The organism is Bacillus amyloliquefaciens DSM 7 = ATCC 23350 (assembly GCF_000196735.1).
GTDB classification, from domain to species: domain Bacteria; phylum Bacillota; class Bacilli; order Bacillales; family Bacillaceae; genus Bacillus; species Bacillus amyloliquefaciens.
The window spans coordinates 2,472,646-2,486,527 of record NC_014551.1 but is presented as its reverse complement, the minus strand read 5'-3'; the positions used below and the strand labels follow the sequence as shown (position 1 = coordinate 2,486,527).

The following is a 13,882-nucleotide window of genomic DNA, read 5'->3' as shown; positions in this document are numbered from 1 at the left end:
CAGTTAGTAGGTGTCACAGCGTATGCAACGATATTTTATCGAGCTCACGAAGCAGGAGATGGACGAAACCCCCGATTTTCACATCACGGGGGAAGACGTCCACCATATTGCCAACGTCATGAGAATGAGTGCGGGAGGCCGGATTATCTGCTGTTCGAAAGACGGCCATGAAGCGCTATGCCTGCTCAAAGAGATTTCTAAAGATCATATATCATGCAGCGTCGCTGAATGGACGGGGGAAAACCGTGAACTGCCGTTAAAGATCAGGATCGCCAGCGGCCTTCCGAAAGGCGATAAGCTTGAGTGGATTATCCAAAAAGGGACCGAGCTCGGGGCAAGTATGTTCATCCCTTTTCAAGGCGCCCGATCCGTCGTTAAGCTTGACGACAAAAAGGCAAAGAAAAAGCGGGAGAGATGGGCGAAAATCGCGAAGGAAGCGGCGGAGCAATCGTACCGCAATGAAATTCCCGAAGTGAAAACCGTTCATACATTCCGGCAGCTGCTTGAGATGGCGGAGAATGTCGATAAATGTGTCGTTGCATACGAGGAGTCATCAAAGCAGGGAGAAACGGGCGCTTTCGCCGCGGAACTCAAAAGCCTTCCGCAAGGTTCGTCTCTTTTAATCGTATTCGGCCCTGAAGGCGGTCTGACTGAGTCTGAAGTTCAGCAGCTTTCAGAAAAAGGCGCCGTCTTATGCGGCCTCGGACCGAGAATTTTACGGACTGAAACTGCGCCGCTTTACGCGTTAAGCGCAGTTTCCTATCATACAGAGTTATTAAGAGGTGATCAGTAATGGCAACTGTTGCTTTTCATACCCTTGGCTGCAAGGTCAATCATTATGAAACAGAAGCAATCTGGCAGCTGTTTAAAGATGCGGGTTATGAACGAAAAGAATTCGAACAGACAGCAGATGTATATGTCATTAATACATGTACGGTAACAAACACGGGAGATAAAAAAAGCCGTCAAGTCATCAGAAGGGCGATCCGCCAAAATCCTGACGGCGTAATCTGCGTAACAGGGTGCTATGCGCAAACATCTCCGGCAGAAATTATGGCCATCCCGGGTGTTGACATTGTCGTCGGCACGCAGGATCGTGAAAAAATGCTCGGCTACATTGAGCAGTACAGGGAAGAGCGCCAGCCGATCAACGGTGTCGGCAACATTATGAAAGCACGCGTGTTTGAAGAGCTGGATGTTCCCGCTTTTACTGACCGGACAAGAGCGTCATTGAAAATCCAAGAGGGCTGCAACAACTTCTGTACGTTCTGCATTATTCCTTGGGCGCGCGGCCTGCTTCGTTCCCGCGATCCTGAAGAAGTCATTAAACAGGCGCAGCAACTGGTGGATGCCGGTTATAAAGAAATCGTTCTGACTGGGATTCATACGGGCGGCTACGGCGAAGATATGAAAGATTATAATTTTGCCAAGCTTCTTCGTGAGTTGGATACACGTGTAGAGGGACTGAAACGGATCAGAATTTCATCTATTGAAGCAAGCCAAATCACTGATGAAGTGATTGAAGTGCTGGATGCGTCTGATAAAATCGTCCGCCACCTTCACATCCCGATTCAATCAGGATCAAACACCGTGCTGAAACGGATGAGACGAAAATATACGATGGAATTTTTCGCTGACCGTTTAAATAAGCTGAAAGAAGCACTGCCGGGTCTTGCCGTAACTTCTGATGTTATCGTCGGTTTCCCGGGTGAAACAGAAGAAGAATTTATGGAAACATACCGGTTCATTAAAGAACATAAGTTTTCTGAGCTTCATGTATTCCCTTACAGCAAACGCACCGGAACACCTGCGGCCAGAATGGAAGACCAGGTTGACGAGAATGTGAAAAATGAACGGGTGCACAAGCTGATTGCCCTGTCTGACCAGCTTGCCAAAGAATATGCCTCTGATTACGAAGGAGAGGTTCTGGAAATCATTCCGGAGGAGACGTTTAAAGAGTCTGATGAAGACGGCATGTTCGTCGGCTATACGGACAATTACATGAAAGTCGTCTTCAAAGGCACGGAAGATTTAATCGGCAAACTTGTTAAAGTCAAAATTCAAAAAGCAGGCTATCCGTACAATGAAGGACAATTCGTCCGCGTCGTTGAGGAAGAAATGACTCAGAACATGCGCATGTCTTCATAACAGATAAAAAAACCGATGCCCTCGCGCATCGGTTTTTTTACGGTTTCGCAGGGATCAGCCTGTCAATCAGCCGGTAAAACAAATGAGTGAACGGGAGAAACAATAAGGCGGTGACAACATTAAACAAAAGGCTGAAATGCGCGATCTTTTGCGCGGGATCGTCAGACAGCCGCTCCGTAAAATCCGCTGTTGCGGACAGGAAGGGAAACACGAGGAGTACGCCGAGAATATTAAAGACAACGTGAGCGCCGGCGGTCTGTCTGGCGGCATAGCCGCCTGAAACAGCAGCCATGACGGCCGTGACGCATGTCCCGATATTAGATCCCAAAACGACGCTGACCGCCTGATCAATGCCGATCATCCCTTCGTTCATAAAGCTCATTAAAATGCCGATGCAGACGGAGCTTGAATGAATGATTGCAGTCAATATCATGCCGATAAAAAGAGCGGACCAGCTTGAATCATTTACATGGCGCAATACCTCCGCTCCCGCCTTCATTTCTGTCAGCGGAACGGCAAGACGGCTGAAGCATGTGATGCAAAAAAAGATGATGCCGAGACCGAGGAAGCTTATGCCGATCTGCCTGAACGGGTATTTACGGATGAGAATCAGCACAAGGCCGCCGATAAAAAGAACCCAAATGAGCACATCCATTTTTATGGCCAAAAATTCCGTCGTAAATGTGGAGCCGACATTCGTGCCGAGAATCATCGGAATCGTCCGTTTAAAAGGTAAAGCGCCTGCACTGACAAAGCCGATAACAATGACCATAAAGGCTGAGCTGCTCTGAAGAAAACCCGTGAATACGATGCTAATGAGAAAAGCTTTCAACGGGTGGTCGGTAAACAAGAGCAGGCTCTTCTCAATTTTTGAATACGTTAATGCGATCAGTCCCTGTCTGAGCAGGCTCATTCCGAGTAAAAAAATCAGGATAAGTGCAGTGAAAAGAATCAGTATCAGCAAACGAAACACCCCTTTCCGTCATTATATAGACAAGCCACCTGTTTCATGCCGGAAAAGTGAACTCACTTAGTTGACCTGACTGATGGCTTATATTATAATGTCAAAGTACATGTTTATATGTGTATCTTTTTAAAGGTAGTCGATTGGTGTATTCGGAGGGAGGGAAAGAGAATGTCAAAAACGGTCGTTAGAAAAAACGAATCGCTTGAAGATGCTCTTCGTCGCTTCAAACGCAGTGTATCAAAGACAGGTACTTTGCAAGAAGCAAGAAAGCGCGAATTTTATGAAAAACCTAGCGTAAAGCGCAAGAAAAAGTCAGAAGCTGCTAGAAAACGCAAATTCTAAAAGAGGGTGGATTTATGAGTCTTCTTGAGCGACTTAACCAAGATATGAAGCTGTATATGAAAAGCCGTGAGAAAGACAAACTGACTGTCGTTCGAATGGTGAAAGCTTCACTTCAAAACGAAGCAATTAAGCTTAAGAAAGACAGTTTGACCGAGGATGAGGAACTTACTGTCCTATCTCGTGAACTTAAGCAACGTAAAGACTCCCTCCATGAATTTTCAAACGCTAATCGTTTAGATTTAGTAGATAAAGTTCAAAAAGAGCTGGACATTTTAGAAGTTTATTTACCGAAGCAGCTTTCTGAAGAAGAGCTGCAGACAATCGTAAATGAAACCATCGCTGAAGTCGGTGCGAGCTCTAAAGCGGACATGGGCAAAGTGATGAGTGCTATTATGCCTAAAGTAAAAGGTAAAGCTGACGGCAGTGTGATTAACAGACTTGTCAGCAGTCAATTATCCTAATTGACAAGAAAAAGACATCTTTCCTGGAGAGATGTCTTTTTTTATACATAAAAAAATGAAACTAAAGTACATTTGTTACGTATATAAAGAAGAATGAAGCAGGAAGGAGGGTATATTTGCCTTGTTCCGAAAAAAAACCGGAATTGCTGTTGCTCTATTTGGCTTATTTGTATTATCTTTATTAGGGGTTCAGTTGAACGCAAAAGCTGATCATCCATCGGTGTATGTCATCCCGGTTGAGAAAAATGTCGAACAGGGGCTCGCCTCGTTTTTATCGCGTTCTTTCAAAGATGCGAAGGAATCCGGTGCGTCACACATTATCCTTGACATCAATACACCGGGAGGAGCCGTTCAATCAGCCTTGGATATTGCAGATATCATCGGCGGTTCGGATGTGCCTGTTACCGCTTACGTGAATAAACGGGCGCTTTCTGCCGGAGCTTATATAGCGCTTCAGGCAGATGAAATCTATATGGCGCCGGGCGGAAAAATGGGTGCCGCAGCCATCATCGACGGAAAAGGAAACGCGGCAGACAAAAAGGCCCAATCGCTGTGGCATGCAGAAATGGAGGACGCAGCGGCTAAAAACAACCGAAATCCGAAATACGCCCTGGCCATGGCAGACCCCGCCATCAATGCAAAAGAAGCGGGGGCTCCTAAGGGAAAGCTGCTGACACTGACAGCTGAAAAAGCCAAGGAAGTCGGATATTCGGAGGGTACGGTTTCAAACCTTGATGCTTTATATACAAAGCTCGGTTTTGATAAATCGGATGTTCATCATGCAAAAGAGGGTTTTGTCGGCAAATTAAGCAGATGGCTGACGAATCCGTTTGTTGTCCCCGTCTTATTAACGCTTGCTTTGCTTGGTTTGACCATTGAATTGTTTTCGCCGGGCCTCGGAATACCGGGTGCCGTCGGACTGACAGCCTTGCTGCTGTTTTTCGCCGGCCATATCGCAGCCGGATTTGCCGGCTATGACAGTATATTCTTATTTTGCGCGGGCTTGGTGTTTATCCTTTTAGAGATTTTTCTGCCCGGGGGTATAATCGGCCTTATCGGGATTGCGGGCGTCATCGCAAGTCTCTTTCTCGCTGCGGGCAGCTTTACTGTAATGGCGGTTTCTCTCTTGATCGCCTTTGCTGTGTCTATTACAGCCTTTATCATATTAACAAGGGTGTTGGGGAAACGGATGAAATTCTTTAAGAAATTGATATTAACTGATTCAACAAGCACGGAGAGCGGTTATGTCTCAAATCAGAACCGGACGGAGCTATTGGGGAAAGTCGGCGTTACCGCTACAGCCCTCAGACCGTCAGGCACCGTCATTATTGATGATGAACGTCTGGATGTTGTTTCGGAAGGGTCATTCACTGAAAAAGACAGACAGGTGAAAGTAGTGAAAGTGGAAGGCTCACGCATTGTCGTGAGAGAAATATAGATGATAACCTTGAGGAGGAATTAGATGGAACTGTCAAGTTTGGCGATTTTAGCATTAGTTGCAGCTGCCATTATTGTGTTAGCCATATTCTTCACCTTTGTACCGGTGATGCTATGGATTTCGGCGCTTGCAGCAGGAGTCAGAATCAGTATTTTCACTTTGGTCGGGATGAGGCTGCGCCGCGTTATACCAAGCCGCGTTGTCAATCCGTTAATCAAAGCGCATAAAGCAGGCCTAGCCGCTACAACAAATCAGCTCGAAAGCCACTATCTGGCCGGAGGTAATGTCGACAGGGTGGTTAATGCCCTGATTGCGGCACAGCGCGCCAATATTGAGCTGTCATTCGAGCGATGCGCAGCCATTGACCTGGCCGGGCGCGACGTATTGGAAGCCGTACAGATGAGCGTAAATCCGAAGGTTATTGAAACACCGTTTATCGCGGGTGTCGCCATGGACGGAATTGAAGTAAAAGCAAAAGCCAGAATCACGGTAAGAGCCAATATCGACCGTCTTGTCGGGGGAGCGGGAGAAGAGACGGTTGTCGCCCGTGTCGGAGAAGGGATTGTCTCGACAATCGGTTCCTCGAATAATCATAAAAAAGTGCTTGAAAACCCTGATATGATTTCACAGACCGTCCTTGGCAAAGGGCTGGATTCAGGCACTGCATTTGAAATTCTCTCGATTGACATCGCCGACGTTGATATCGGTAAAAACATCGGAGCGATTCTTCAGACAGATCAGGCAGAAGCAGACAAAAACATTGCGCAGGCCAAAGCGGAAGAGCGCCGCGCCATGGCCGTCGCCCAAGAGCAGGAAATGCGCGCACGCGTAGAAGAAATGCGTGCGAAAGTCGTGGAAGCCGAAGCGGAAGTTCCGCTTGCGATGGCTGAAGCATTGCGTGAAGGCAACATCGGTGTCATGGATTATATGAACATAAAAAATATCGACGCTGACACGGACATGAGGGATTCTATCGGCAAGCTGACGAATGACCAGCAAGATGAAGACCAACAATAACCTCTCTATTAAGGAGGGAGCCGCTATATGCACGAGATTCTGACAAATCCGCTCGTCATTGCCGCCGTCATCGGCATTATATCGGCAATATTCGGCAAGAAAAACAAAGATGAAAAACGTCCGCCGGGCACACGTCCCGAGAATCAGGCAAAAAAGCAGGAGCACAAACAGCCGCATAAAGAGCACAAGCCGGAAGCGGAAGAAATGCCTGCCGTTTCAGAAGAGAACCCTTTTGAGAAAAAAAGAAGGGAAGCTGAAAAGCGGCTTGCGGAGACAGAGCAGATGTTCAATGGGCTTGAACATCTGCTGACATCTGCACGCCAACGAAATACGACTCTGAAGAAACCAGCCCTCAAAATAAAGAAAGAAACTGCGGTGCAAGGCATCATATTCAGTGAGATTTTAGGCCCGCCCCGTGCGAAAAAACCTCACCGGACCATGCGGAGCATCCGTAAAAAATAAAGTGTTAGAACCCCTTTTCTAATCATACATATGAGATGAAAGGGGGTTCTTTTTTTATGGGGCAAAGAAAGAATCGTGTAAAGGCATGGCTGACAAGAGCATTGGAAATTCCCCCGGACGTTATGATGGATCTGCCTCGTATTACGATGGTCGGCAGACTTCATATCTACATAGAGAATCACAGAGGCCTCTTGCTGTTCAGCGAAGAAGAAGTCAGGCTGATGCTCAAGCAGGGGCAATGTATCATATCAGGAAAAAACTTGGTCATTAAGGCAATCCTTCCTGAGGAAATTCTTTTGGAAGGCACGATAGATCACGTACGATATGTCGATTCATAAAGCCGGGGGGAAATAATGTGAAAAACAAATGGCTGTCATTTTTTTCGGGTAAAGTCCAAATGGAAGTCAAAGGAAAAGGAATTGAACGGCTGCTTAATGAATGTACAAGAAACGGAATTGCTATCTTTGCGGTGAAAAAAAAGCAAGACTGTGTAATGCTTATGATTCAGCTTCAGGATGTACATGCTTTCAGAAGAGTCATCAGAAACCATGAATGCAAAGCAAGCTTTACAAAAAGAAAGGGCCTGCCCTTTCTGCTTCTCAAATCTAAATTAAACATAGGCTTTACCGCGGGGTTTGTGATTTTTTTCATTATATTGTTCCTTTTGTCCAACATGATTTGGGAAATCGATATTAAAGGGGCCAAGCCCGAAACTGAGCATCAGATGGTAAAGCACCTTGAAGAAATCGGTGTGAAAAAAGGCCGTTTGCAATTTTTAATGATGACGCCGGAGAAAATTCAAAAATCATTAACAAACGGCATCGAAAATATTACGTGGGTCGGTGTGGAATTGAACGGGACAGCCCTTCATATGAAAGTGGTCGAAAAAAATGAACCGACAAAAGAAAAATACTTGAGCCCCCGCCATATTGTTGCCAAAAAGAAAGCGGTCATCAAAAGAATGTTCGTGCAAAAGGGTCAGCCGATGGCTTTTGTGAACGATCATGTTGACAAAGGCCAGCTCCTTGTCTCAGGTCTGATCGGTAATGAAGAGCAGCAGAAGAAAGTCACCTCAAAAGCGGAAATTTACGGAGAAACATGGTACAAGTCTGAAGTAACCGTGCCTCTTGAAACATCATTTACGCTATATACGGGTAAAGTAAGGACGAAGCACAAGCTGTCTTTCGGATCATGGGGCGTGCCTTTTTGGGGCTTCGGGTTTAATGAAGAGCCGCTGAAACATCCGAAAACCGAGGAAGAAAAGCACCCGTTTCAATTTCTGGGGTTAAAGCTCCCTGTTTCTTACGTCCAAGAACATATAAGAGAAAGCGAAACATCCGTGCGGACTTATAAAAAAGACGAAGCGGTTCAGGCCGGCATCAAAATGGGCAGGCAAGACGTAGAAAAGCGATTAAGCGGCAGCGGAGAGGTGGAAAGTGAAAAAGTTTTGCACCAATCCGTTGAGAATGGTAAAGTAAAGTTGATTATTCTCTACCAAGTTATAGAAGATATCGTTCAAACCACACCTATTGTTCAGGGAGACTAAAGAATGGCAGAACATTTACTTGCGATGAATCACAAACTGAAAAGCCCGGACGAAGCACTTTCTTTGTTCGGCAGCCAAGACGCCTTTTTACATTTGATGGAGAAGGATCTGGGCGTAAGCATCATCACACGCGGTGAAACCATTTACGTTTCCGGCAATGATGAGTCTTTTGAGATTGCTGACAGATTATTGGGCTCGCTCCTTACTTTAATTCGCAAGGGGATCGAGATTTCGGAACGTGATGTGCTGTATGCCGTGAAAATGGCAAAGAAAGATGAACTGGACTATTTTGAAAGCATGTATGAAGAAGAAATAACGAAAACGGCAAAAGGCAAACCGATCCGTGTCAAAACCCTCGGCCAGAGAGAATATGTCGCGGCGATGAAGAAAAACGACATGGTGTTCGGCATCGGGCCGGCGGGAACCGGCAAAACATATTTGGCGGTCGTAAAAGCGGTGCATGCTTTAAAAAACGGCCACATTAAAAAAATCATTTTAACAAGACCCGCTGTGGAAGCCGGCGAGAGCCTCGGTTTTCTGCCCGGAGATTTAAAGGAAAAAGTAGATCCTTACCTGCGCCCGCTGTATGACGCGCTCCATGATGTGCTCGGAAGCGACCATACGGAACGTCTTATGGAAAGAGGGGTTATCGAAATCGCCCCGCTCGCCTATATGAGAGGGCGGACGCTTGACGACGCGTATGTGATTCTTGATGAGGCCCAGAATACCACCCCCGCTCAAATGAAAATGTTTTTGACGAGATTGGGTTTTGGCTCTAAAATGATCATTACGGGCGACGTAAGCCAAATTGACCTGCCGAAAGGCGTCACATCGGGACTTGCAGTAGCGAGGGATATGCTGAAGGACATAAACGGCATTTCCGTGATTGAACTTGACCAGACAGATGTGGTCAGACATCCGCTTGTTGCAAAAATTATTGAAGCTTATGATAAGCAAAAGTAATGCAAAATGACCCGATCTCCCGTTATCGGGTCATTTTTATATGATGTGTTCCTGATGTTTCAGGGAGGAGGTTCTTGTTTTGAAAAAGAAGGGAAAGGGTAAAGGCGCCCGGGAACGGTTCCGCAGTTTCAGACATGCCCGCTCAGCCCATGTGCTGCTGTATCTGCTGCTTTCAGCGATCATGTTTGGTTTGCTCTTTATTCATGTAAAACCTGAATCACTTAATTTGGATTTGTTTTCAGTCAGTGATAAGACGATTTACGCGCCCGCCACCGTGGAAGACCAGCAGGCGACGGAAGCGAAAAAACAGGCGGCCGAAGATGCGGTGGAAGATCAGTACACTCTGAAAAAAGGCTATACCGACAACCGGCTTGACCTGATCACTTCCATTTTTGACAGCATCGGTGAAGTGAAACAAGATGCGGATAAAGACAAAAAGTCACCTTCGGAAAAATCGCTGGTAAAAGCGGTGAAAAGCAAGCTGACACAGGATGTCAATGAATCCATCTCGGAAGATGCTATTACATCGCTTCTCCATGCGAACAATGAAGATTTCTCATTTGTAAGAGATTCCGTCATTACTGCGGTAAATACGGTGATGAGCAGTGAGATACCGTCCGAAAAATTAGCGGAAGCGAAGGAAAAAGTCGCAAAAGAGCTGAAAAGCGCTTCCGTGCCGTCAAAGTATTTGTCAGCGGCAACTGAAATCGGAAAATATGCGGTCATCCCGAATTACGTATTTGATCCGAAAGCGACTGATGCAAAGCGCCAGGAAGCGTCAGACAGTGTCCAGCCGGTTCAAATCAAACAAGGACAGGTTCTTGTTGAAGAGAATGACCTGATCGATCGGGAAGTATACAGAAAGCTCGAATTAACGGGACTTTTGAACAATTCCAACCTGTTAAAACCGATCAGCGGTCTCCTTCTGATGATCGGTCTGTTCATTGCTACGCTTGTCTACTATTTTGAGAAACAGCAGCAGGAACTTAAGCTGAAAAATAAATCACTTTTGTTATTTTCCATTATTACAACGCTGATTCTTGTCATAATGGAAGTCGTCAGCCTGTTTCAAAAAATCGAATACACGAATATCGGTTATTTAGTTCCGATCGCCGCCGGCGCCATATTATTCAGGCTGCTGCTTAATGAAAGGCTCGCTATTTTAGGAAGCATCATTTTGGCGATTTGCGGCAGTATGATGTTTAATCAAGGCGTGACGGGAACGTTTAATTATGTGATCGGTATTTACTATTTAATAAGCAGCATTTCAGGCATTCTGTTTTTGGGAAAACATAACGCGAGATCAAAGATATTGCAGGCGGGACTGTTTGTATCATTTATTAATATGATTATCGTGCTGTCGCTTTTGCTAATACAAAATACGGCGCTGTCACCTGTTGAAATCGGAACGCTGATGCTGATGGGGGTCGTCTCGGGGCTTGCTTCATCCGTTTTGATTATCGGCCTGATGCCGTTTTTTGAGACGGGATTCGGGATTCTTTCAACGATGAGGCTGATTGAACTGTCTAATCCGAACCATCCCCTGCTTCGCAAGATTTTAACGGAAACACCAGGTACATATCATCACAGCGTCATGGTGGCAAATCTGTCGGAGGCGGCCTGTGAAGCTGTAGGGGCGAACGGTCTTTTAGCACGGGTCGGAGCGTATTATCACGATCTCGGCAAAACGAAACGCCCGCAATATTTTATTGAAAATCAGATGAATATGGATAATCCGCATGATAAGCTGTCTCCTCAGCTCAGCAAAAATATCATCATCGCACATACGACAGACGGTGCGAATATGCTCAGAAGCTACAAGTTTCCGAAAGAGCTTGTGGATATCGCGGAGCAGCATCACGGAACGTCCCTTTTAAAATTCTTTTATTATAAAGCGAAAGAAAAAGGCGACCAGATTACAGAGAAAGAGTTCCGCTACCCGGGACCGAAGCCGCAATCAAAAGAAGCGGCTATTATCTCAGTGGCCGACAGTGTCGAAGCCGCCGTCCGTTCCATGCATAATCCCAATCCCGAACGTATTGAAAAACTGGTGCGGGGGATTATATCCGACAAGCTTCAGGACGGGCAGTTCTCAGAATGTGATCTCACATTCCGAGAGCTGGATACGATCGCAAAAACACTATGTGCGACTTTAAAAGGAATTTTCCACTCCCGGATTGAATATCCGGAGGCTACGAAGAAGGTGAAATAAATGGGTTTACTCATAGATATTGTTGATGAAACAAACAGCGTTTCAGCCGATGCGCTCCAGGAAGTGGAGAAGCTGCTCCAATTTGCGGCGGAAAAAGAAGGCGTTCAGGATCAGGCTGAAGTATCGGTTACGATTGTGACAAATGATGAAATCAGAGAAATCAACAGAGACTACCGGGGAAAAGACACTCCGACTGACGTAATTTCGTTTGCGCTTGAGGAAGAAGGCGAAGACGAGGTTGAAATCGTGGGCGCCGACATGCCGCCAGTTTTAGGAGATATTATCATCAGCGCAGACAGAACGAAAGAGCAGGCCGAAGAGTACGGCCATTCGTTTATGAGAGAGCTCGGTTTTCTGGCTGTCCACGGCTTTTTGCATTTGCTTGGCTATGATCACATGACAAAAGAAGAAGAGGAAGAAATGTTTTCAAAGCAAAAGGATTTGCTGGATGAGTATGGACTCACGAGATCATAAAAACGAGTGGAGCAGGTTCCTGAAAAGCTTTGTCCATGCATGGAGGGGAATCTGGAAAACGGCGCGTTCAGAGCGTAATTTTCAATTTCATATCATCGCGGCCTGCGCCGTTATTCTTTGCGGTTTTCTCACCGGGCTCAGCACGGCCGAATGGGCCGTTGTTTTGATGCTGATCGGCGGGATGCTTGCTCTGGAGCTTGTAAATACCGCGATAGAGCATGTTGTTGATTTAGTTACCGATCAGTATCATCCGCTCGCAAAAGCGGCAAAAGACGCGGCCGCCGGAGCCGTTTGCGTCTTTGCCGTGATTTCGTGTATCATTGGTTTACTCATCTTCTTGCCGAAAATATGTTAGCAGAAGATTCTTACAATTATTTTACATTGCCAAAAATGGGCGTGAAAAACCAATCATAATTATGTAAAATAAAAGTGACAGCGGTATCATACAGGATAAAGGTAAGAGAGGAATAAGTACACATGAACAGACAAGAATTGATTGCAGAAGCATTAAAAGCGCGGGACACAGCGTATGTGCCGTATTCAAACTTCAGAGTGGGAGCCGCTCTTCTTACCAAAGACGGAAAAGTGTACAGAGGCTGCAACATTGAAAATGCGGCATACAGCATGTGCAACTGTGCCGAACGCACGGCGATATTCAAAGCTGTTTCCGAGGGGGATACGGAATTTGTGATGCTCGCCGTGGCTGCGGACACTCCGGGACCGGTTTCGCCGTGCGGAGCCTGCAGACAAGTGATTTCCGAGCTGTGTTCAAAGGATATGCTTGTTGTTCTGACCAACTTACAAGGACAAATAAAAGAAATGACTGCGGAAGAATTATTGCCGGGCGCATTTTCATCGGAGGATTTACATGACGAACGAAAGCTTTAAATCAGGATTTGTATCTATCATCGGAAGACCGAACGTAGGAAAGTCTACCTTTTTAAACAGGGTCATCGGTCAAAAGATCGCCATCATGAGCGACAAACCCCAGACGACAAGAAATAAAGTCCAAGGGGTGCTGACAACAGGCACATCGCAGACCATTTTTATTGATACACCGGGTATTCACAAGCCGAAGCACAAGCTTGGCGATTTTATGATGAAAGTGGCGCAGAACACGCTGAAAGAAGTTGACTTGGTGTTATTTATGATCAACGCCGAAGAAGGGTACGGAAAGGGCGACGAGTTTATCATTGAAAAGCTCGGACAGACGTCCACGCCCGTTTTTCTGATCGTAAACAAAATTGATAAGATCCACCCTGATCAGCTCCTTCTTTTAATTGATGAGTACCGTACGCGCTATCCGTTTAAGGAAATCGTGCCGATCTCAGCTTTGGAAGGAAACAACGTCGAGACCCTGCTCGCACAGATTGAAGCGTATTTACCGGAAGGGCCTCAGTTCTATCCGAGTGATCAGGTGACTGACCATCCAGAGCGGTTTATTATTTCTGAACTGATCAGAGAAAAGGTGCTCCATCTTACAAGGGAAGAAGTGCCGCACAGCATCGCTGTCGCTATCGAGTCCATTAAAGGACAGGAAAACGGCTCCATCCATGTCGCCGCCACCATTGTGGTCGAGCGGGATTCTCAAAAAGGAATCGTCATCGGGAAAAAAGGAGCTCTTCTGAAAGAAATCGGCAAAAGAGCGCGGGCTGATATTGAAGCGCTGCTGGGCTCACGCGTTTACCTGGAACTATGGGTAAAAGTGCAGAAGGACTGGCGGAATAAAATGTCTCAGCTGCGTGATTTCGGTTTCAAAGAGGATGAATATTAAATGATTTCAGCCCATACGTGAGGTGTGGGATTACCTCACAGAAACAGGGATTCGTTAGCAAAATTTGTTTAACATGAA

At 46.1% G+C, this 13,882-nt stretch carries 15 protein-coding genes and 1 pseudogene; 15 read left to right on the top strand and 1 reads right to left on the bottom strand.

From position 1 onward, the window contains the following. The first annotated feature begins 22 nt into the window (after positions 1-22). Complete coding sequence (locus BAMF_RS32825; RefSeq protein WP_013352931.1) at positions 23-793, top strand: 16S rRNA (uracil(1498)-N(3))-methyltransferase; 771 nt, start codon at positions 23-25, stop codon at positions 791-793. Further along, positions 793-2,148, top strand: coding sequence for a tRNA (N(6)-L-threonylcarbamoyladenosine(37)-C(2))-methylthiotransferase MtaB (mtaB, locus tag BAMF_RS32820; RefSeq protein WP_013352930.1), 1,356 nt, complete (start codon positions 793-795; stop codon positions 2,146-2,148). Before BAMF_RS32825 ends, mtaB begins: the two co-directional genes overlap by 1 nt. 37 nt (positions 2,149-2,185) lie before the next feature. Here the strand turns inward: mtaB and BAMF_RS32815 are convergent, their stop codons facing one another. Continuing rightward, the gene (locus BAMF_RS32815; protein ID WP_013352929.1) at positions 2,186-3,112 is read right to left on the bottom strand and encodes a Na/Pi symporter; all 927 of its coding nucleotides are present in this window, start codon (positions 3,110-3,112) and stop codon (positions 2,186-2,188) included. Positions 3,113-3,283: 171 nt separating this feature from the next. Here BAMF_RS32815 and rpsU point away from each other — a divergent pair, with 171 nt between their 5' ends. The 13 genes and pseudogenes from rpsU to era all read left to right on the top strand — a co-directional run bounded on the left by rpsU (position 3,284) and on the right by era (position 13,804). Next, positions 3,284-3,457: a 30S ribosomal protein S21 gene (gene rpsU, locus BAMF_RS32810; RefSeq protein WP_003152957.1), complete on the top strand. Its 174-nt coding sequence runs from the start codon at positions 3,284-3,286 to the stop codon at positions 3,455-3,457. A gap of 14 nt (positions 3,458-3,471) precedes the next feature. Next, complete coding sequence (locus BAMF_RS32805) at positions 3,472-3,918, top strand: GatB/YqeY domain-containing protein (RefSeq protein WP_007408278.1); 447 nt, start codon at positions 3,472-3,474, stop codon at positions 3,916-3,918. A 121-nt stretch (positions 3,919-4,039) separates the two neighbouring features. After that, positions 4,040-5,356, top strand: a complete 1,317-nt coding sequence (locus tag BAMF_RS32800; RefSeq protein WP_013352928.1) for an NfeD family protein — start codon at positions 4,040-4,042, stop codon at positions 5,354-5,356. 24 nt (positions 5,357-5,380) lie between these two features. Then, a complete protein-coding gene (floA, locus tag BAMF_RS32795; protein ID WP_013352927.1) occupies positions 5,381-6,373 on the top strand; it encodes a flotillin-like protein FloA in 993 nt (330 codons plus the stop codon). Between the two features lie 27 nt (positions 6,374-6,400). Next, a complete protein-coding gene (locus tag BAMF_RS32790; RefSeq protein WP_013352926.1) occupies positions 6,401-6,835 on the top strand; it encodes a hypothetical protein in 435 nt (144 codons plus the stop codon). A 56-nt stretch (positions 6,836-6,891) separates the two neighbouring features. Next, complete coding sequence (gene yqfC / locus BAMF_RS32785; protein WP_003152966.1) at positions 6,892-7,173, top strand: sporulation protein YqfC; 282 nt, start codon at positions 6,892-6,894, stop codon at positions 7,171-7,173. 17 nt (positions 7,174-7,190) lie between these two features. Further along, a pseudogene (yqfD, locus tag BAMF_RS32780) lies at positions 7,191-8,409 on the top strand (sporulation protein YqfD). Further along, the gene (locus tag BAMF_RS32775; RefSeq protein WP_013352924.1) at positions 8,385-9,344 is read left to right on the top strand and encodes a PhoH family protein; all 960 of its coding nucleotides are present in this window, start codon (positions 8,385-8,387) and stop codon (positions 9,342-9,344) included. The pseudogene yqfD and the gene BAMF_RS32775 overlap by 25 nt, the downstream one beginning before the upstream one ends. A 79-nt stretch (positions 9,345-9,423) precedes the next feature. Then, entirely contained in the window at positions 9,424-11,556 is a 2,133-nt protein-coding gene (locus tag BAMF_RS32770; protein WP_013352923.1) for an HD family phosphohydrolase, read from the top strand. After that, positions 11,557-12,030 carry an rRNA maturation RNase YbeY gene (ybeY, locus tag BAMF_RS32765; protein WP_013352922.1) on the top strand — a complete coding sequence of 158 codons (474 nt, stop codon included), beginning with the start codon at positions 11,557-11,559 and terminating at the stop codon, positions 12,028-12,030. Continuing rightward, positions 12,011-12,385 (top strand): diacylglycerol kinase family protein, encoded by a 375-nt coding sequence (locus BAMF_RS32760; RefSeq protein ID WP_014470681.1) that lies wholly within the window; start codon positions 12,011-12,013, stop codon positions 12,383-12,385. Before ybeY ends, BAMF_RS32760 begins: the two co-directional genes overlap by 20 nt. Before the next feature lie 122 nt (positions 12,386-12,507). Next, positions 12,508-12,918 carry a cytidine deaminase gene (locus tag BAMF_RS32755; RefSeq protein ID WP_013352920.1) on the top strand — a complete coding sequence of 137 codons (411 nt, stop codon included), beginning with the start codon at positions 12,508-12,510 and terminating at the stop codon, positions 12,916-12,918. Then, the gene (gene era / locus BAMF_RS32750; protein WP_013352919.1) at positions 12,899-13,804 is read left to right on the top strand and encodes a GTPase Era; all 906 of its coding nucleotides are present in this window, start codon (positions 12,899-12,901) and stop codon (positions 13,802-13,804) included. The genes BAMF_RS32755 and era overlap by 20 nt, the downstream gene beginning before the upstream one ends. Positions 13,805-13,882 lie beyond the last annotated feature (78 nt).